Origin of the sequence: Kaistia adipata DSM 17808 (assembly GCF_000423225.1) — a bacterium.
Classification (GTDB): Bacteria; Pseudomonadota; Alphaproteobacteria; order Rhizobiales; family Kaistiaceae; genus Kaistia; species Kaistia adipata.
Window position 1 is genome coordinate 119,196 of the sequence record NZ_AUHO01000007.1, and the last position, 20,497, is coordinate 139,692.

The following is a 20,497-nucleotide window of genomic DNA, read 5'->3' on the forward strand; positions in this document are numbered from 1 at the left end:
AACCTCCCGTTAGCCATCCGTCGTCCCGGGACGCGCCCGGGGCGACGGCGAGCACGCCGCGCCTCAGACGCGGGCGTAGATGTCCTCGATGCGGACGATGTCGTCCTCGCCGAGATAGGAGCCGGTCTGCACCTCGATCAGCTCGAGCGGGATCTTGCCGGGGTTGGAGACGCGGTGGATGGCGCCGAGCGGCAGGTAGATCGACTCGTTCTCGTTCACCGTCCGGATCGTGTCGTTCAGCGTCACCTCGGCGGTGCCGCGGACCACGACCCAGTGCTCGGCGCGGTGGTGGTGCTTCTGCAGCGACAGCTTGGCGCCCGGCTCGACGACGATCTTCTTCACATGGAAGCGGTCGCCCCGGCAGATCGTCTGGTAGGTGCCCCAGGGTCGGTGGATCTTGATGTGCTCGTTGGCCTCGTTGCGCTTCTCCGCCTTCAGGCTGGCGACGAGGTTCTTGACGTCCTGGCTGCGGTCGGACGGCATGATCAGGATCGCGTCCTCGGAGGCGACGACGGTCAGGTTGTCGAGGCCGATGCCGGTGACGAGCGGGCCTTCGGAATGGACGAAGGCGTTGTGGCTGTCGATCAGCGCCACCGGTCCGGTGGTGACGTTGCCGTGCTCGCCCGGCGTGCGGCTGTCGCGCACCGCGTCCCAGCTGCCGATGTCGGACCACGAGAAGCGGCCCTCCATGACGGCGGCGCGGTCGGTCCGCTCCAGCACGGCATAGTCGATCGACTTCGCCGGGATCGCCGAGAAGCTCTGATCGTCGAGGCGGAGGAAGCCGAGGTCCTCATGCGCGCCCTTGATGGCGGCCTCGGCGCCGGCGACGATCTCGGGCTCGTATTTGGCGGCTTCCGACAGCATCAGCGCGGCCGGGAAGATGAAGTTGCCGGAGTTCCAGAGGAAGCCCTCGGCGACATAGCGCTCGGCGGTCTCGCGGTCGGGCTTCTCGACGAAGGAGGTCACCGCGAAGGCGCCCGGCGTCGTCAGCGGCTTGCCCGGCTTGATGTAGCCATAGCTGGTGCGCGGCTCGGTCGGCGTGATGCCGAAGGTGACGATGTGGCCTTCCTCGGCCGCGGCGGCGGCGGCGAGGCAGGCGTCCTGGAACAGCTTGACGTCGGGCACGAGATGGTCGGCGGCGAGCGCCAGCACCAGGCAGTCGTCGCCGTAGAGCTTCTGCGCATAGCGCGCCGCGACGATCAGCGCGGCGGCGGAATCGCGCCGCGCCGGCTCGAGGATGATGGTCGCGTTCATGCCGATCTCGGCCGCCTGGCGGCGGGCGAAGAAGCGGAAGGCGTCCGCCGTGATGACGATCGGATCGGTGCCGCCGGCGCTCTTCGACGGCAGGCGCATCAGCGTGTCCTGGTAGAAGGTGCGCTCGGAGCCGAGCGCCAGGAACTGCTTCGGCATGCTGTCGCGCGAAATCGGCCAGAGGCGCGTTCCAGATCCGCCCGCCAGGATTACCGGAACAATCTTCGAACCTGCCATAGTCATAGCCTCACATGCGCTTCTTCGCTCGGATGGATCGCTCGGCGACTGATGTCGCATGGCGAAGGTTACCAATTCAACGCGGAGCGCGGTTAACAGTTCGCGCCGGCCGGAAAACTGGGATGCGGCGGTCGTCTATTGCGGGGCGCCGTCGCCCTGAGCCGTCGTTTTGGCGCCGGATTGGCCACGCGGGCGCCGGTCCGGCCGGACGGGGCGGGCGCCTGCCGCCGGCGGCGCGGGCGCGGCCGGGCCCGGCGCGGGCGCGGCCGGATCGCGCCGGCGGCGCGCCCGGCGCGGCACGGCGCCCGCGACGCGGTTGAGCGCCAGCCAGAGATGCGCCGTGCCCCGGCCGTTGCGGGCGAGCGCCTTGAAGGCGGCGCCGACGTCACGCGCCGGCGTGGCGCTGTCGACGACCATCAGGACGTCGTCGGCATGCGGGATCAGAAGCAGCGTGTCGACCGCCGCCAGCACCGGCGGGCTGTCGATCACGACATGGTCGAAATTCCGCCTGGCGTCGTGCAGCAGCTGGTCGAGCCGGTTCGATTGCAGCAGCGTGTCGAGGTTGAGGCGGGGGTCGGCCGGGCCGGAGGCGATGGCGAGGTTGGGCGCGACGTCGTCGATCGTCAGCCCGGCGCCGCCGATGCCGCGTCCGGCGAGATAGTCGGCGACGCTGTGGCGGGGCGAGAGGCCGAGCTCGGTATGGATCGAGGGACGGCGCAGGTCGCCGTCGATCAGCAGCGTGCGGCGGCCGGAGACGCCGAGCGAGCGGGCGAGCGCGATCGCGGTCAGCGTCGCGCCTTCGCCTGGCGTCGCCGCGGTGACCAGCAGCACGCGCCCGGGGCGGGTGCCGCGCGCGCCGCGCTCGAGGCCGAGCTTCAGGCGCCGGATGGCCTCGCCATAGGGACCGTGCGGATGGGCGAGCGTCTCGGTCGCCGGCCCGTCGCCGGGCCGGTCGGCGCGGACGGGGATCGTCGGCAGCGCCGCGAGGACGGGAACGCCGGTGAACTGTTCCAGCGCCGCCTCGTCGGCGAAGCCGCCGGTGGCACCGTCGCGCAGGGCCGCCGCGCCGATGCCGAGCGCCAGCGCCAACAGGCCGGCGAGCGTCAGGATCAGCGGCTTGTTGGGCGAGGCGGGCGTGGCGGGGACGAGCGCGGCCGAGACGATGCGGCTGTCCGGCAGCTGCAGGTCGATCTCGGCCATGGCGGTGGTCGAGCTCGACGTCAGCTTGTCGACGACCTGGCGCAGCGCGGCGGCGTCGCCCTCGGCCTCGCGGAAATGCAGCACGATGTCGGCCGGCACGTCGCTGCCGGCCAGCCGCCGGCTCAGCCGGGCGCGCAGCTCCGTCTCGCTTTCGCGCGCCAGCACGGCCTCGGCGGCGATCCGGTCGATGACCGCCTGCGCTTCCTTGTCGATCTGGCGGTCGAGCTGGGTGAGCTTGGCCATCGTCGCCGTACCGGCGCCGTCCCCGTTGGTGCCGAGCTGCCGGCGGATCGCCGCGTGCTCGGCATTGAGGCGGACGAGGCGGTCCGAGTTCAGTTCGGCGATCAGCGCGTCCCATTCGCGCTTGCGGGCCCGCTCGCGCGACCGGCCGGCGAGCGCGTCGTAGCGCAGTCGCGTCGTCGCCTGCTCGGTGATGGCGGCGCGCAACTCGCCGAGCTCGGCCCGGAGCTCCGGATCCTGGATCGAGACGATGCTGTCGTCGAGGAAGCTGTCAAGCTTGCGCTCCATCTCGCGCAGCCCGACGCGCGTCGTCTCGAGCTGCTGCGCCAGGCGCTGCTGGACACTGGCGGCGAAGGCGACCTTGGCCTCGATCTGCGCGTCGATATAGGCGGCGGCGGTGGCGTTGGCGATCTCGGCCGCCTTCGCCGGATCGGCGGAGCGCGCCGTCACCGCGATGACATGGGTGGCGCCGCGGCGGGCGACGGTGATGGCTTGCTCGAGCCGCTTCAGCGTCGCCTGTTCGGCCTCGGTCTTGCCGAGCGGCGCCGGGGCCAGGCCGATCCAGGCGCCGAGCCGCGCCGGCAGGGACGGCCGCGCCGCGAATTCCGGGTCGTCGCCCAGGCCGAGCTTGGTCTGCACGGCGAGCAGCACGGCCGGCGAGCGCAGGATCTCGACCTCGCTCTCGATGCGGGCGCCGTCGGTCGGGCGGGGGGCGTCGTCCGCGTCCGTATCGAGCATGCTGCGCTGCCAGGGATCGACGATCACCAGCGCGGAGGTCTTGTAGATCGGCGTCAGCTGGCCGAGCAGCAGCAGGGTCAGCAGCATCACGGCGGCGACGACCGCGACGACCGTCCAGGCCTGGCGGCGGATCAGCCGGAACAGGCGCCAGGGATCGAGGGTGGGGGGGGGCGGGCGCAGCCGGTCCGCCGCGTTGCGATCCTGCGGGGCGCCGTGGCCATTGGCGTGCCGGTCGGCGCGCGAGGAGCCGGAAGGCCCGGCGATGTCGCCATCGTCATCGGCGGCGAGACGAATGCTTCTTCCGTCCAACATCCTGGCTCCCCCCCGGTTGCCGATCCGCTTCATGACGGTCGCGAGCGCTTGCGGGCGCCTTGGCGAGGGTGACGCAAGGGCAGGGGCGAGTCAACGCGGGCGGCCGCTGCGACACCCATCCGCGTTGCGAACAAAACGGGAAACATGCTCCAATCCGGGACGCTCCCGCTTTGATTCGACGGACGAACGATCCTCCATGACGGCTGCCCATCTCGCCCGGCTCAACACCGACCAGCGCCGCGCCGTCGAATTCGGCATCACCACGCCCGAGCGCGGGCCGCTGCTCGTCATCGCCGGCGCCGGTTCCGGCAAGACCAACACGCTGGCGCACCGCGTCGCGCACCTGATCCTGAACGGCGCCGATCCGCGCCGCATCCTGCTGATGACCTTCTCGCGCCGCGCGGCGAGCGAGATGGCGCGCCGCGTCGAACGGATCGCGGCCGCCGCGCTCGGCGACAAGGCGGGGATCATGGCCGACGCGCTCGCCTGGTCCGGCACTTTCCACGGCGTCGGCGCCAAGATCCTGCGCGAACACGCGCAGTGGATCGGCCTCGATCCGGCCTTCACCATTCACGACCGCGAGGATTCGGCCGACCTGATGAACCTAGTCCGCCACGAGCGCGGCCTGTCGAAGAAGGAAAGCCGCTTCCCCGCCAAGGGAACCTGCCTCGCCATCTATTCGCGCGTCGTCAACGCCGAGACGACGCTGGACGAGGTGCTGGTCCGGGTGTTCCCGTGGTGCGCCATGTGGAAGGACGAGCTGAAGGCGCTGTTCGCCGCCTATGTCGAGGCGAAGCAGACGCAGAACGTGCTCGATTACGACGACCTGCTGCTCTACTGGGCGCATCTGATGGCGGAGCCGTCGATCGCAGGCGAGATCGCCGAGCGCTTCGACCATGTGCTGGTTGACGAATACCAGGACACCAACCGCCTGCAGGCCTCCGTCCTGCTCGGGCTGAAGCCGAAGGGGGAGGGGCTGACGGTCGTCGGCGACGACGCGCAGTCGATCTATTCCTTCCGCGCCGCGACGGTGCGCAACATCCTCGATTTTCCCGCCCACTTCACGCCGCCGGCCGAGATCGTCACGCTGGAGCGCAATTACCGCTCGACCCAGCCGATTCTCGCCGCCGCCAACGGCGTCATCGGGCTGGCGACGGAACGCTTCACCAAGAACCTCTGGACCGAGCGCGACAGCGGCGCCAAACCGCAGCTCGTCACCGTGCGCGGCGAGGCCGAGCAGGCGCGCTATGTCGTCGAGACGGTGCTGGAGGCGCGCGAGCGCGGCGTGGCGCTGAAGGAACAGGCGGTGATGTTCCGCGCCGCGCATCATTCCGGCCCGCTCGAATTCGAGCTGACCCGGCGCAACATCCCCTTCGTCAAGTTCGGCGGCCTGAAGTTCCTCGACGCGGCGCATGTGAAGGATCTGCTCGCGGTCCTGCGCTTCGTCGAGAACCCGCGCGACCGCGTCGCCGGCTTTCGCGTCGCGCAATTGCTGCCCGGCGTCGGGCCGGGCACGGCCGGCAAGATGCTGGATGCGATGGCCGGCGCCGTCGATCCGGTCGCCGCGCTTTCCGACTTCAAGCCGCCGCAAAAGACGGCGGCCGACTGGCCGCCCTTCGTCGAGCTGATCGACGCGCTGAGGGGCCGCGGCATGGGCTGGCCGGCCGAGATCGAGGCGGTTCGGAACTGGTACGAGCCGCATCTGGAGCGCATCCACGAGGACGCGACGGTGCGGCTCGCCGATCTCGTGCAGCTGGAGCAGATCGCCGGCGGCTATGCCTCGCGCGAGCGCTTCCTTACCGAGCTGACGCTCGACCCGCCCGACGCGACGAGCGGCGAGGCCGGCGTGCCGCTGCTCGACGAGGATTATTTGATCCTCTCCACGGTGCATTCCGCCAAGGGGCAGGAATGGAAATCGGCCTTCGTCCTGAACGTCGTCGACGGCTGCATGCCGATCGATCTCTCGACCGGCACGGCGGAAGAAATCGAGGAGGAGCGGCGGCTGCTCTATGTCGCGATGACGCGGGCGAAGGACGAGCTGCATCTCGTCATGCCGCAGCGCTTCTTCGTCACCCAGCAGACGCGCGGCGGCGACCGCCATGTCTATGCGACCCGCACCCGCTTCATCCCGTCGTCGATCCTCTCGCTGTTCGAGCAGGTGATCTGGCCGCCCGTGGCGGCGGAAGCGCCGGGCGCCCCGGCCCAGCCGCGCGTGCCCGTCGACATCGCCGCCCGGATGCGCGGGATGTGGAAGTAGGGCCTACGCTCATGCTGGTGCAAGCTGCCCGTCCCGCATCATCCTGAGTGTCTGGCCCCCCCCCTCGCCACGCCGCCTTCCCTTCACCTCTCCCTGAGGGAGAGGTCGGAGCGAAGCTCCGGGTGAGGGTTTAGGAAACCATCCGGTGAGGCCGTAAACCCTCACCCGCCGGCCTTCGGCCGTCGACCTCTCCCTCAGGGAGAGGTGAAAGTAGAGTGTCCCCTGCATTTCGGGCCAGACACTGAGGAGGCCCGAAGGGCCGTCTCGAAGGACGCAGAGCGGCAGCGCCACGACCTCTTCACCTCTCTCATGGGGAGAGGTCGGAGCGAAGCTCCGGGTGAGGGGCTAGGGAACTCGCCGATGAGGCCTCACCCCCACCCGCCGGGCTTCGGCCGTCGACCCAGAGCCGACCGGCGCCGTCGGCTCCCTCTCCCGCGCGCGGGAGAGGGCCGGGGGAGGGTCTACGCCGCCTCCTCGGCCAGGAAGCCGCCCGACTGGCGCCGCCAGAGCGAGGCGTAGTGGCCGTCGAGCGCCAAGAGCTCCTCATGCGTGCCGCTCTCGATGATGCGGCCATGATCGAGAATGATCAGCCGGTCCATGCGGGCGATGGTCGAGAGCCGGTGGGCGATCGCGATCACCGTCTTGTCGGCCATCAGGCTTTCGAACTGCTCCTGGATCGCCGCCTCGACCTCGGAATCGAGCGCCGAGGTCGCCTCGTCGAGGATCAGGATCGGCGCGTTCTTCAGGATGACGCGGGCGATCGCGATGCGCTGGCGCTGGCCGCCGGAGAGCTTGATGCCGCGCTCGCCGACATGCGCCTCGTAGCCGGTGCGGCCGCGCCAGTCCTCGAGATTGCCGATGAACTCGTGCGCATGCGCCCGCCGCGCCGCCTCCTCGACGCCGTTCAGCGTCACATGCGACTGGCCGTAGCGGATGTTGTCGAGGATCGAGCGATGCAGCAGCGAGGTGTCCTGGGTGACGACCGAGATCTGCTCGCGCAGGCTTTCCTGCGTCACGGTGGCGATGTCCTGGCCGTCGATCAGGATGCGGCCGCCCTCGAGGTCGAAGAAGCGCAGCAGGAGGTTGACCAGCGTCGACTTGCCGGCGCCGGAACGGCCGACCAGGCCGATCTTCTCGCCCGGCTTGATGGTCAGCGACAGGTCCTCGATGATGCCGCCGGAGCGGCCATAGTTGAAGTTGATGTTGTCGAAGACGATGCCGCCCCTGGCGACCTTGAGCTCCTCCGCGCCGGGGCGGTCGGTCAGCCGCAGCGGCTTGGCGATCGACATCATGCCTTCCTGAACGGCGCCGATATTCTCGAAGATCGCGGTGACCTGCTGGGCGACGAAGCCGGCGATGTTGGCGATCTGCCAGGTCAAGGGCAGCACCATGGCGACGACGCCGACCTCGACCAGGCCGAGCGACCAGAGCCTGACCGCGATGGCACCGGTCGAGACGACGAGGACGGCGTTGTTGAGCGCCAGCGCCAGGCCGAACAGGGTGATCAGGCGCAATTGCCCGCGGAAGACGCTGGTGTGATAGTCGACCGCCTCGCGGACATAGTCGTCTTCCTCGCGGGCGCGGCCGAACAGCTTCACCGTGATGATGTTGGTGTAGCTGTCGACGATGCGGCCGGTGATCAGCGAGCGCGCCTCCGACATCTCGACCGAGCGGCCCTTCAGCCGAGGCACGAACACGCGCAGCAGCGTCGCGTAGCAGACGAACCAGACCAGTGTCGGCAGCATCAGCCATAGGTCGTTGTGGCCGAGCAGGACCAGCGCGCTGGTGCCGTAGACGGCGATGTACCAGACGGCGTTGATCGACGAGACGGCGCTGTCGCGCACCGACACGCCGGTCTGCATGACGCGGGTGGCGATGCGGCCGGCGAAATCATGCTGGAAGAACGACCAGCTTTGCCGCACCACGTGCCAGTGGCTCTGCCAGCGGATCAGGTTGGTGAAGCCCGAGGCGATGATCTGGTTGGTGATCAGGTTCTGCGCGAAGATCGCGGCCGGCCGCACCATCAGCATGAACAGCGCCATGCCGGCGAGGATGTGCCAGTGGTCGCTGAGCAGCGCCTGCGGCGAGACCTCGCTCAGAAGCGTGACGAGCTTGCCGATGAAGAAGGGAATCGCCGCATCGAGCAGCGCCACCGTCAGCCCGGCGACGAGCAGGGCGGCGAAATACCAGCGCACCTGGCGGATGAAAAACCAGTAGAAGGCGGCGAGCGTATCGGGCGGTTCGCCGGGCATGCCACGGGTGGTGGCCGGAATCCGTTCTTCGAAATAGCGGAACATGATGATCTCGACGGCAGGCGGGTGAGCGCGAAGGGAAGCGAACGTCGCGCCGCGGGGAGCGGGCGATGAACGCGTCCGGGCCGGAGAGCGCCCGGGCGTCGTCGAGAAGCCATGCTAGCCCGCTTTGTGGTGATTCTTAAGCGGATTTGCGGGATTTTTGGCGCGCTGGTGGCAAAATCAACTGTTGACGTTAGGTTATGGTGCATTAAGGTGTGTGTGCAACTTTAAGTTGCAAAAGTGGAGCTGTTTTCGCCCTGATGAGGTAGCTGATGGCTGCAATCTTTGATGTGCTCGGTTATGCGCGCCGCCTTATGGAGCACGGTGTCGGGCGCCGGCGGGCGATCCACCATGTGATTGCCGCACAGGCGTTGCTGGCTATGGTTGGCGTGGCCCAAAAGAGAGATCTGGATCGTCATCTGGTGGCGGTCCGCGCCGATATGGATCGGTTGCGGGCTGAAATTGACGCGAAGATCGAGAGGTCGAGCTTGCGGACACTGGTTCAGCTTGGTCTCGGAATGGTTGCCTGCTTCACGGTCATGACCGGCCTTCTGGCGCTCGTCCTGAAGTAGGGACGGGCTGATCGTTGGCTGTGTCCCTGTTCCTTGGCAAGGGCATCGCCGGCAGCGGTCTGGGCAAAGCTCTCCGTCCTCATTGACTCTTGTCCGGTTTGGAGTCGTATTAGAACAAATAGAGAACAAAGGCATGGATCGGATAGCGACGGACGGCGATGAGCACGGCGAAGGCGACCCTTTCCGCATTGCGGCAGCGCATTGCGGCGATCGAGGCGACGGCGGAGGGGGCCGGCGACGGCCTGGCCGTGGCCGGACCGGGCCGCATCGCGCTCGACCGTGATCAAGTCGACGCGGCGCTCGGCGGCGGGCTGGTGCGCGGCGCGCTGCACGAGATCCACGCCGCGACCGGCGCCGACAACATCGCCGCGAGCGGCTTCTCGCTGGCCCTGGCGCTCGCCGCCGCTCCCGCCGGGCGGCCGATCGTCTGGGTAAGGCAGGATTATGCCGCGCAGGAGGGCGGCGGGCTCCATGGCGATGGCCTCGCCGCGCTAGGGCTCGACCCGGCTGCGCTGATCCTGGTCAAGCTGCGCGATCCGCTCGCGGTGCTCCGCGCCGGCGGCGAGGCGGCCCGCTGCGGCGCGCTTGGCGCCGTCATCGTCGAGCCCTGGGGCGAGCCGAAGGCGCTCGACCTGACGGTACAGCGCCGTTTCCAGCTCGCCGCCGAGGCGTCGGGCGTGACGGTCTTCCTGCTTCGGCCCGGCGCGCGGCCGAAGCCCGACGGGGCGGAAACGCGCTGGCAGGTCGCTTCCGGCCCGGCCGCGCCGCTTGCGATGAACGCGCCCGGCCACCCGACCTTCGACCTGACCTTGTTGCGCCATCGCCACGGCCCCCCCGGCGGCCCGTGGCGGGTGGAGTGGAACCGCGATGCAAAGCTCTTCAAACCCCCGGCGCTATTGCGCGATCCGGCTGCCGTTCCTCGCCTCGAACCGGCTGCGCCGCCGGCCGAACGCGCCCTATTCCGGCTTGCCGGCTGAGCAGCCGCTCGTCATCGTCGAGAAGGCGAAGGGCGCGCTGGTGATCGCCGCGCCCGATGCGGCGGCGATCGACTTGGGCCTCGCCCCCGGCCTGTCGCTGGCCGAGGCGCGGGCGCGGCTCTCCGATCTCGTCGTCGCCGAGCACGACCCCGCCGCCGACGACGCGCTGGTCGAGGCGATCGCCGACTGGTGCGATCGCTACACGCCGCTCGTCGCCCGCCATGGCGCGCGCGGCCTGATGCTCGACATCACCGGCGTCGCCCATCTCTTCAAGGGCGAGGCGGCGCTGCTCGACGATCTCCTGACCCGCCTCGACGGGCTCGGCCTGACCGCCTTCGGGGCGATCGCCGGCGCCCCGGCGACGGCCCGCGCGCTCGCCCGCTCGCCGCGCCGCACCGTGGTCGAGCCGGGTCGCGAGGCCTCGGCCGTGCGGCCGCTGCCGATCACCGCGCTCGGGCTCGATCCGGCCCGGCTGCAGGCGCTGGCGCGCGCCGGGCTGAAGACGGTCGGCGACCTGATCGACCGGCCGCGCGCGCCGCTCGCCGCCCGCTTCGGCGCCGATTGCGTCGAACGACTGGAGCGGCTCGCGGGAATTTCCGAGCATCCGATCTCGCCGCGCCGGCCGGTGCCGGTGGCGCTCGCCGAGCGCATCTTCTTCCAGCCGATCGCGCTCGCCTCCGACATCGAGGCGACGCTCGCCCGCCTCGCCGCCGATGTCGCCTCGCTGCTCGAGACGCGCGGTGAGGGCGGCCGCTCCTTCGAGGCGAGTTTCTACCGCGTCGACGGCGACGTCCGCCGCATCACGGTCGCCACCGCCCGCCCGAACCGTGCGCCCAAGGCCATCGCGCGGCTGTTTCACGAGAAACTGGACGCGCTTTCCGATCCGCTCGAGGCCGGTTTCGGCTTCGATTTGATCCGGCTCGGCGCCTTCCGCACCGAGCCCTTCGTCGCCGCGCAGGCGAGCCTCGACGGCCACGCGCTCGACGACGAGGCGGTCGCCGACCTGGTCGATAGGCTCGGCGCCCGCTTCGGGCCGGAGCGCGTGCTCGGCTTCGTGCCCGAGGACACGCATATCCCCGAGCGGCGGACGCGTATGGTTCCCGTCTTCACGCTCGGTGGGGAGGGGCGCGCCAGTTGGGACGAGCTGCCGGCGGCCGGCGAGCCGCCGCTCCGGCCCCTGAGCCTGTTCGATCCGCCCGAGCCGGTCGAGGCGCTCGGCGAGGTGCCGGACGGGCCGCCGCTCTCCTTCCGCTGGCGCCGCGTGCTGCACCAGGTGGCCCGCGCCGAGGGGCCGGAACGGATCGCGCCGGAATGGTGGCGCGACGGCGCCGGCGGCCTCGACCGCGACTATTTCCGCGTCGAGGACCGCAAGGGCTGCCGCTTCTGGCTCTATCGCGAAGGCTTCTACGCCGCCGACCGGCCGCAGCCGCGCTGGTTCCTGCATGGGCTGTTCGCATGAGGATTTGGGTCCGGAAGGCGCGCTCCTATCCCCTCTCCCTGAGGGAGAGGTCGGCGGCCGCAGGCCGGCGGGTGAGGGTTTACGGCCTCGCGGACAAGTTTTCTCCGTCGTCCCGCCCGCTCGCCGTCATCCCGGGCAAGCGTAGCGCGACCCGGGATCCATTTCAGCCGCCGGCGGCAGACGGATGGATGGATCCCGGCTTTCGCCGGGATGACGGCGGAGGGGGCGTGTGCCGAGGATAGAAGCCAAATGAGCGCCTATGCCGAGCTCGCCGCTATGTCGAATTTCTCCTTCCTGGAGGGCGGCTCGCACGCGGCCGAGCTGATCGTCGAGGCGCATGCGCTGGGGCTGAAGGGGCTCGGGATCGCCGACCGCAACACCTTCGCCGGCATCGTCCGCGCGCATGATGCCTGGAGCAGCGAGGACTATGGCAACGCGTGCGCCGGCGGCTTCCGCCTCGTCGTCGGGGTCCGGCTCGTGTTTCGCGATCGGACCCCGGATATCCTCGCCTATCCGGCCGATCTTGCCGCCTATGGCCGGCTCTGCCAGTTGCTCAGCCTCGGCAAGCGGCGGGCGCCGAAGGGCGAATGCCACATCGATTTTTCCGACCTCGCGGCGCATGCCGAGGGCTCGCTCTTCATCCTGATGCCGCCGGCGCGGCTCGCCTCGGACAAGGGGGAGCTCGCCGCCGCGCTCGGCCGGCTCGCCGCGCTGGCGCCGGGGCGGACCTGGCTCGCCGCCGTGCTCTATCGCCGGGGCGACGACCGGCGCCGGCTCGCGAGCCTCTCGGCGCTCGCCTGGGATCACCGCGTCCGGATGCTCGCCGTCAACGACGTGCTCTACCACGCGGCCGAGCGACGGCCGCTGCAGGATGTTTTGACCTGCATTCGCGCGAAGACGACGATCGAGCAGGCGGGACGGATTCTGGCGATGAACGCCGAGCGGCACCTGAAGCCGGGCGTCGAGATGGAGCGCCTGTTCCGCGATTTTCCCGGCGCCGTGGCGGAGACGGCGCGCTTCCTCGCTGAGATCCGCTTCACCCTCGACGAGATCCAATACGAATACCCGCACGAGACCGTGCCGGACGGGATGACGCCGCAGGCGCATCTGGAGGCGCTGGCGCGGGCCGGAGCGGTGAAGCGCTATCCGGGCGGCGTGCCGGCGTCGGTCACGGCGACGCTCGACAAGGAACTCGCCATGATCGGGGCGCTCGGCTACGCGCCCTATTTCCTGACCGTGCACGACATCGTGGCCTTCGCCACCGGGCGCGGCATCCTCTGCCAGGGCCGCGGTTCCGCCGCCAATTCCGCCGTCTGCTATTGTTTGGGCGTCACCTCGGTCGATCCGAACGAGTACCAGCTGCTGTTCGAGCGCTTCCTCTCGCCCGAGCGCAGGGAGCCGCCCGACATCGACGTCGATTTCGAGCATGAGCGGCGTGAGGAGGTGATCCAGTACATCTACGAGCGCTATGGCCGCGACCGCGCCGCCATCTGCGGCACGGTGATCGCCTACCGGACGAAGAGCGCGATCCGCGAGGTCGGCAAGGCGATGGGCCTGTCGGAGGACGTCATTTTGGCGCTCGGCGGCACGGTCTGGGGCGGCGGCTGGGGCTCGGCCATGCAGGACAAGCATATTCGCGACGCGGGCCTCGACCCGCGCAATCCGATGATCGAGCGCGTGGTCCGCCTCGCGATGGCGCTGCGCGGCTTCCCGCGCCACCTTTCGCAGCATGTCGGCGGCTTCGTGCTGACCGAAAAGCTGTTGAACGACCTCGTGCCGAGCGGCCCGGCGGTGATGAAGGACCGAAGCTTCATCGAATGGGACAAGGACGACATCGACACGGTGAAGATGATGAAGGTCGATATCCTGGCGCTCGGCATGCTGACCTGCATCCGCAAGGCGTTCGACCTGATCGAGGAAGCGGGTGGCGCGCGCCACGCGCTGCACACCATCCCCTGGGAGGATCCGGCCGTCTACGACATGCTCTGCACGGGCGACTCGATCGGCGTGTTCCAGGTCGAGAGCCGGGCGCAGATGAACATGCTGCCGCGCCTCAGGCCGCGCGAGTTCTACGACCTCGTCATCCAGGTGGCGATCGTCCGGCCCGGGCCGATCCAGGGCGACATGGTGCATCCCTATCTGCGCCGCCGGCAGGGGATCGAGGACGTCACCTTCCCGTCGCCATCGCCGGAGCATGGCCCGGCCGACGAACTGAAGCAGGTGCTCGGGCGGACGCTCGGCGTGCCGCTGTTCCAGGAGCAGGCGATGAGCCTCGCCATGGTGGCGGCGCGCTTCTCGCCGGCCGACGCCAACGGGCTGCGCCGCGCCATGGCGACGTTCCGCCATCTCGGCACCATGCACAAATATGAGAGCATGATGGTCGAGGGCATGGTGCGGCGCGGCTATGAGCGCGATTTCGCCGAGCGCTGCTTCAACCAGATCAAGGGTTTTGGTGAGTACGGCTTCCCGGAGAGCCACGCCGCGAGCTTCGCCCGCCTCGTCTATGTCTCGGCCTGGATCAAGTGCCACCACCCGGCCGCCTTCGCCGCGGCACTCCTGAACTCGCAGCCGATGGGTTTCTATGCGCCGGCGCAGATCGTGCGCGATGCCGCCGATCACGGCGTGCCGATCCGGCCCGTCGATATCAATGCGAGCGAATGGGACAACACGCTGGAGCCGACGGAAAAGGGGCTGGCGCTGCGGCTCGGCTTCCGCCAGATCGACGGCTTTCGCGAGGATTGGGCGGTGCGGATCGCGGCAAGGCGCGGCGCCGGCTTCGCGGCGATGGACGATCTCGTCCGCTACACGGGGCTCGAACGGCGCGCCTATGAAAAACTCGCCGATGCCGATGCGCTGCGTTCGCTCGGGCTCGACCGGCGGCAGGGGCTCTGGGAGGTGCGCCGGCTGCCGGGTTCCGACGCGCTGCCGCTCTTCGCCGCCGCCGACGCGGCCGAGCTCGGCCGCGAGCAGGACGCGCCGCTGCCCGCCATGCCGCTCTCCGAGCATGTCGTCGCCGACTACCAGACGCTCCGCCTCTCCCTGAAGGCGCATCCGATGAGCTTTTTGCGCACGCGCTATGGCGGGGCGGGCATCCTCTCGGCCGCCGAGATCGGCGCGCTTTCCGACGGTGCCTTCGCGAAAACGGCCGGCGTCGTGCTGGTGCGGCAGCGGCCGGGCAAGGGCAATGTCGTGTTCATGACGCTCGAGGACGAGACCGGCATCGTCAACGTCGTCGTCTGGACGCGCCTGTTCGACACCTTCCGCCGCACCATCATCGGCGCCAAGCTGGTGCTGGTCGAGGGCAACATCCAGAGGAGCCCCGAGGGGATCATCCATCTCGTGGCGCGAAAGCTGGTCGACAGGACGGCCGACCTCGACCATCTGGCCGAGGACCGCCGGCCGAAACTCGACCCCGCCCGCGCCGACGAATTCGCCCACCCGAGCCGCCCGAGCCATCCCGGCAGCCACCCGCGCAACGTCCGCATCATCCCGAAATCGCGCGATTTTCACTGAGGGGGGAGGCTTCACTTCTCCCTCCCCCCTGTGGGGAGGGCCGGGGTGGGGGTACCGGCGCGGACTGGGGCTGGAACGCTCTGAGCGACGTGGATACCGGCTCGCGTGTAGAAAACGCGAGCCAACAAAGGGTGGCAGGCGGACCATCCTGAAGCAGCGAGGCGGTACCCCTCCCTGACCCTCCCCGCAAGGGGGAGGGGATGCACTTCATCCGGCAAGGTTCATGGACATTGAGGGAGAATACGCCTGCCTCAATGCTCCAGGTCGTAGACGAAAATGCCGTCCGTGCCGCCTTGTGCCGCGGCGACGATGGCGGCGCCGACCTTGGCGTGCTCGTCGTCGGCGAGGTAGCGGTCGCGCGCCGCGCCGTCGCGGAAGGTGACGATGAAGCCTTCCGAAAAGCCCTTGTCGAGGCCCTCGGGGCTCGTGTTGTTGCCGACCATGATGTTGATCAGCCCGTCGATGCGGGGCCTGAGCGCGAGCAGACCGTCGAGGATCGCCAGCTTCGCCTGGGGCGTGGTGTCGTCGCGGTAATTGATGAAGACGCAGTGGGTGATCATGATTCTGGAAAACCTCCGGCTCGCCGCAGCATAGGTGGGGCCGGCGCCGGCCGCCACCCGGCCGGGCAAGAGGCGAAGCAAGACCCTCTCCCGCGTGCGGGAGAGGGTTGGGGTGAGGGCCGGGACCCGGAGCTATTCCGCCGCGATGCGCATCTCGGAGGGGAGCGCCGCCGCGGGCGGGCCTTGCCGCTTGTCGTCGGGATGGTCCTCGTCGACCTCGTTGGGGGCGAAGAGGCGGTGGAACAGGCGGCCGACCAGGTGCGAGAGGTCGTCCATGATCGTGTAGACCGACGGGATGAAGACGAGCGACAGCAGCGTCGACAGGAACAGCCCGCCCATCACCGCGATCGCCATCGGCGCGCGGAACTCGCCGCCCTCGCCGAAGGCCAGCGCCGCCGGCAGCATGCCGGCGCCCATGGCGATGGTCGTCATGACGATCGGCCGCGCCCGCTTGCGGCCGGCGTCGATGATCGCCTCCTTGCGGTCCATGCCGTGCTTGACCTGCTCGACGGCGAAATCGACCAGCATGATCGAGTTCTTGGTGACGATGCCCATCAGCATCAGTAAGCCGATGATGACCGGCATCGAGAACGCGTTGTTGGTCAAAAGCAGCGCCGCCACCACGCCGCCAATCGAGAGCGGCAGCGAGGCGAGGATGGTCAGCGGCTGGAACACGCTGTTGAACAGCACGATCAGCACGACGAAGACGAGCAGGATGCCGGAGCCCATGGCGACGCCGAAGGCGGAGAACACCTCGGCCTGGGCCTCGGCATCGCCCGTCTCCTGCAGGCGCACGCCGGCGGGGAAGTTCTTGACGACATCCATCGTCTTGATCCGCTCGGTGCCCTGGCCCGACGTGTAGCCATGCGCCATGTCGGTGCCGACTTTGACCAGGCGCTCCCGGTCGTAGCGCTCGATCGTCGCCGGCCCCTGGCCGAAGCCGACATCGGCGACGGTCGAAAGCGGCACGGATCCGCCGGCCGCCAGCGGCACGCGCAGCGCCGACAGGATGGAGAGGTCCGAGCGGGCGATCCGGTCGAGCTCGACGCGGATCGGCACCTGGCGGCCGTCGACCGTGAACTTGGCGAGATTGGCGTCGGCGTCGCCCGTCGTGGCGACCCGGATGGTCTCCGAGATGCGGTCCGGCGCGATGCCGAGCGCCGAGGCTTCGTCGAGCTTCGGCACGATCCGGATCTCGGGTCGCGCGAAGGAGGAGAGGGCGACCGGATTCAGGAACATCGGGTCGGCCTTCATCGCCGCTTCGAGGTCGCCTGACGCCTTGGCCACGGCGTCGCCGTCGGGGCCGGTGACGGCGATCGTGGTGGCGCGGTCGCCGCGCTCGTTGACGACGTAGAAGCGAATGTCGGGAATGCCGGCAAGCGCTTCGGCGACGAGTGGCTTCATGTCCGTCTGGCTGACCGTGCGGTCGGCCTTCGGCACAAGCTCGAGGATGACGGCGGCGCGCCGCGTCTCCAGCGTGCCGGTCGGCGAGGTGCCGCCCATGACGAAGACGCTGCGGACCTGCGGCAGCGTCCGGAGCGCCGCCGTAATCTTGTCGGTGGTCGCGCCGGTCTGGTCGAGGCCCGTTCCGGGCGGCAGTTCGACCGAGATGGCGAGACGACTCTCGTCGCCCTCGGGGATGAATTCCGACGGCAGGAAGCCCATGGCCCAGATCGAGATGGCGAAGGTGGCGATGCCGGCGGCGAGCGTCACCCAGCGCATGCCACGGGCGAGCGTGCCCTTGAGCAACCCGGTATAGAGCCGCATGATCAGGCCGTCGTGCTCCTCCGCCGGGTGCGGCTGGCCGAGCCAGGCGCGCACGAGCGCGAAGCCGACCGCGACCGCCAGCGCGCCGAGCGCGATCTTGGTCCAGCCGATCGCCGCGACCCGTTCCGACAGCGTGCCGAGCAGCGGCACGCCGACGAGCGCCTCGGCCGTGATCTGCAGCACGAGCGCGCCGAGGCCGATCACCACCGCGAGCGGGATCAGCGCGCGGATGCGGCGGCCGAGATCGTTCAGGAAGCCGGCATAGACGGGCTGGCCGTCCGTGCCGTCGCCGAGATAGGGCGCGCGCATGAAATAGGCGGCCATCATCGGCGTGATCAGGCGCGCGACGAGCAGCGAGAAGAACACAGCGATCGCCACCGTCAGGCCGAACTGCTTGAAATACTGGCCGGCGATGCCGCCCATGAACGAGACAGGCGCGAAGATCGCCATGATCGTCGTCGAGATGGCGATGACGGCGAGGCCGATCTCGTCGGCCGCCTCCAGCGCCGCGCGGTAGGGCTTCTTGCCCATCCGGGTATGGCGGACGATGTTCTCGATCTCGACGATGGCGTCGTCGACGAGGATGCCCGTCACCAGCGTGATGCCGAGCAGGCTGACGAGGTTGAGCGAGAAGCCCAGCATCGACAGCGCCCAGAAGGTCGGGATCGCCGAGAGCGGCAGCGCGACCGCCGCGACCAGCGTCGCGCGCCAGTCGCGCAGGAACAGCAGCACCACGAGGATGGCGAGGATCGCGCCCTCGTAGAGCGTGTCCATCGCGCTCTCGTAGTTGCCGTAGGTGTAGTGGACGGTGTTGTCGATGATCGAGAAGGAGACGTCCGGGTTGGCGGCGTCGATCTCGGCGATCTTGGCGTTGACGACGTCGGCGACGGAGGCGTCGCTGGCGCCCTTGGCGCGGTAGACGGCGAGCGCCACGACGGGCTTGCCGTCGAGGCGGGCGAAGGATCTCGGCTCCTCCCAGTGATCCTCGATGGTGCCGAGATTGCCGAGCCGGACCTCGCGGCCGCCGGAGATCGCGATCCGCGCATTGGCGAGGTCGTCGATCGACTTGGCGCCGGCGAGCGTGCGGATGGTCTGTTCCTGGTTACCGACCTCGCTCTTGCCGCCGGCGAGATCGACATTGGTGATCTGGAGCTGGCGGTTGACGTCGGCCGCCGTGACGCCGAGCGCCATCAGCCGGTCGGGATCGAGGCGGATCTGGATTTCGCGCGTGACGCCGCCCATGCGCTCGACCCGGCCGACGCCCTTCAGCGCCTGCAGGTCGCGGATGACCTGGTCGTCGATGAACCAGGAGAGCTGCTCCGGCGAGAGCGTCGGCGCCAGCGCGCCATAGGTCATGATCGACTGCGCCTCGACGTCGATGCGCTGGATGATCGGCTCGTCGACGGTGCGCGGCAGGTCGCCCCGGACCTTGGCGATGGCGTCCTTGACGTCGTTGAGCGCGCGGTCGGTGTTGACCTCGAGGCGGAATTCGATCGCGGTCGAGGACTGGCCGTCCGTGATCGTCGAGCTGACATGCTTGACGCCGGTGATCGAGGCGACGGCGTCCTCGACCTTCTTGGTGACCTGCGTCTCCAGTTCGGCCGGCGCCGTGCCGGCGTCGGTGACGGTGACCGAGATCAGCGGCACGTCGATGTTCGGGAACCGCGTGATCGGCAGGTTCATGAACGAGACGATGCCGAAAGCGCACAGCACGACGAACAGCAGGATGGGCGGAACCGGGTTGCGGATCGCCCAGGCGGAGAAGTTCCAGCTCATCCCTTCGCTCCCTCGCTCTCGGCGCCGCGACCGGATCCGCTCTTTGCCTCGTCCTTGGCCTGGTCCTTGCCGTGATCCTTGGCTTCGGTTTGGGGCTCGACGGCGGTGACGGCGTCGCCGTCGCGCACGAAGGTGCCGGCGCGCAGCACCACGGCTTCGCCGGGGGCGATGCCGTCCAGGATCTCGACCAGGCCGCGGCCGGAAATGCCGGTCTGGATCGGGCGGGTCTGGATCCTGCCGTCGACGACCACCTGGGCCGTCACCTCGTCGCCGCTGGTCACGACGGCGGAGACCGGAATGCTCAGGCTTTCGCGCCGCGCGAGCTCGACCGTGCCGCGCGCGAAGGCGCCGGCGCTGACCTTGACGCCGGCGGGAAGCGCCACGCGCAGGCGGCCGAGGCGGCTCGCATCGTCGATCTTCGGCGCCACCAGGCGGACCGTGCCCGGAATTCCCTCGGGAACGCCCTGGACGGTGACCTTGACCGGCTGGCCGACGGCGATCTGCGCCAGCTCCGCCTCCGGCACCTGGGCCTCCAGCTCGATCGCGCCATCGGCGGCCAGGCGGAACAGCGGCTCGCCGCCGCCCGAGACGATGGCGCCGATGCGGGCTGAGCGCGACAGCACCAGGCCATCGGCTGGCGCCTTGATCTCGGTCTTGGCGACGCGCAGCAGCATTTCGCGGCGTAGCGCCTCGGTCAGTGCCTTGTCGGCCTCGGCCAGCGCCAGGCCCTGCTCGGCGGCGGCGCGGCGCGCGGCCGCGGTCTTGGCGGTCGAGTCGCGGACGTCGAGCGCGTCCTGGGCCACGATACCCTTTTGCTTCAGCGACAGGCCGCGATCGAGCGCGGCATTGGCCTGCGCCTCGATCGCCGAGGCCTCGGCGATCTGGCTCTTCGCCTGGGCGATCGCCGCGTCGTTGCGGGCGAGCGACGAGGCGTTCTGCGCCAGCTGCACGTCGAGCATGTCGGTCGAGAGCCGGGCGAGGACCTGGTCCTTCCTCACTCGGTCGCCTTCCTCTGCCAGGAGCTCCGTCAGCCGGTAGCCGTCGAGATCGACGCCGACGAGCACCTCCTCGCGCGGCACCAGCGAGCCGACGACGATCGCCGACTGGACGATCTCGCGGCTGGCGGCGGGAATGACGGTGATGGCCGGCGGCTTCGGCGCCGCGGCGGCCGGCGCCGGCTCCTCGGCCACGGCCGAGAACATCGAATCCGGCAGCGCGAGGGCGCCGGCGGCGATGGCGGCGACGAAAGCGGCCGAGGCCGCGAAACGGGTCATGCGCTTCATTGTTGTTTCGGCCGCGGGGGCGGCCGCCTCTGGTCGGTTGGGCCGGGGCGGTCTCTCGCCA

At 69.6% G+C, this 20,497-nt stretch carries 11 protein-coding genes; 5 read left to right on the forward strand and 6 right to left on the reverse strand.

The genetic code is table 11. From position 1 onward, the window contains the following. Positions 1-63: 63 nt before the first annotated feature. Together G539_RS0105450 and G539_RS0105455 are read right to left on the reverse strand one after the other, a co-directional pair. Positions 64-1,494 (reverse strand): mannose-1-phosphate guanylyltransferase/mannose-6-phosphate isomerase, encoded by a 1,431-nt coding sequence (locus tag G539_RS0105450; protein WP_084639839.1) that lies wholly within the window; start codon positions 1,492-1,494, stop codon positions 64-66. Between the two features lie 129 nt (positions 1,495-1,623). Beyond that, positions 1,624-3,978, reverse strand: coding sequence for a Wzz/FepE/Etk N-terminal domain-containing protein (locus G539_RS0105455; protein ID WP_029074304.1), 2,355 nt, complete (start codon positions 3,976-3,978; stop codon positions 1,624-1,626). A gap of 196 nt (positions 3,979-4,174) precedes the next feature. Here G539_RS0105455 and G539_RS0105460 point away from each other — a divergent pair, with 196 nt between their 5' ends. Continuing rightward, entirely contained in the window at positions 4,175-6,235 is a 2,061-nt protein-coding gene (locus G539_RS0105460) for an ATP-dependent helicase (protein ID WP_029074305.1), read from the forward strand. 461 nt (positions 6,236-6,696) lie between these two features. Here G539_RS0105460 and G539_RS0105465 read toward each other — a convergent pair whose 3' ends face one another. Next, positions 6,697-8,532 carry an ABC transporter ATP-binding protein gene (locus G539_RS0105465; RefSeq protein ID WP_029074306.1) on the reverse strand — a complete coding sequence of 612 codons (1,836 nt, stop codon included), beginning with the start codon at positions 8,530-8,532 and terminating at the stop codon, positions 6,697-6,699. Between the two features lie 269 nt (positions 8,533-8,801). On the opposite strand from G539_RS0105465, the gene G539_RS0105470 reads away from it, so the two are divergent. The 4 genes from G539_RS0105470 to G539_RS0105485 all read left to right on the forward strand — a co-directional run bounded on the left by G539_RS0105470 (position 8,802) and on the right by G539_RS0105485 (position 15,050). After that, positions 8,802-9,101 carry a hypothetical protein gene (locus G539_RS0105470; RefSeq protein ID WP_029074307.1) on the forward strand — a complete coding sequence of 100 codons (300 nt, stop codon included), beginning with the start codon at positions 8,802-8,804 and terminating at the stop codon, positions 9,099-9,101. Positions 9,102-9,259: 158 nt separating this feature from the next. Continuing rightward, positions 9,260-10,078, forward strand: a complete 819-nt coding sequence (locus G539_RS0105475) for an ImuA family protein (protein WP_029074308.1) — start codon at positions 9,260-9,262, stop codon at positions 10,076-10,078. Beyond that, a complete protein-coding gene (locus tag G539_RS0105480; RefSeq protein ID WP_084639841.1) occupies positions 9,969-11,537 on the forward strand; it encodes a Y-family DNA polymerase in 1,569 nt (522 codons plus the stop codon). The genes G539_RS0105475 and G539_RS0105480 overlap by 110 nt, the downstream gene beginning before the upstream one ends. A gap of 249 nt (positions 11,538-11,786) precedes the next feature. Further along, positions 11,787-15,050 carry an error-prone DNA polymerase gene (locus G539_RS0105485; protein WP_029074310.1) on the forward strand — a complete coding sequence of 1,088 codons (3,264 nt, stop codon included), beginning with the start codon at positions 11,787-11,789 and terminating at the stop codon, positions 15,048-15,050. Positions 15,051-15,301: 251 nt separating this feature from the next. Here G539_RS0105485 and G539_RS0105490 read toward each other — a convergent pair whose 3' ends face one another. The 3 genes from G539_RS0105490 to G539_RS23755 form a co-directional block, all read right to left on the reverse strand. Beyond that, complete coding sequence (locus G539_RS0105490; RefSeq protein WP_029074311.1) at positions 15,302-15,610, reverse strand: Dabb family protein; 309 nt, start codon at positions 15,608-15,610, stop codon at positions 15,302-15,304. 132 nt (positions 15,611-15,742) lie between these two features. Then, positions 15,743-19,153, reverse strand: coding sequence for an efflux RND transporter permease subunit (locus G539_RS0105495; RefSeq protein ID WP_029074312.1), 3,411 nt, complete (start codon positions 19,151-19,153; stop codon positions 15,743-15,745). Continuing rightward, positions 19,150-20,427, reverse strand: a complete 1,278-nt coding sequence (locus tag G539_RS23755) for an efflux RND transporter periplasmic adaptor subunit (RefSeq protein WP_245576807.1) — start codon at positions 20,425-20,427, stop codon at positions 19,150-19,152. Before G539_RS23755 ends, G539_RS0105495 begins: the two co-directional genes overlap by 4 nt. Between the last annotated feature and the right edge of the window lie 70 nt (positions 20,428-20,497).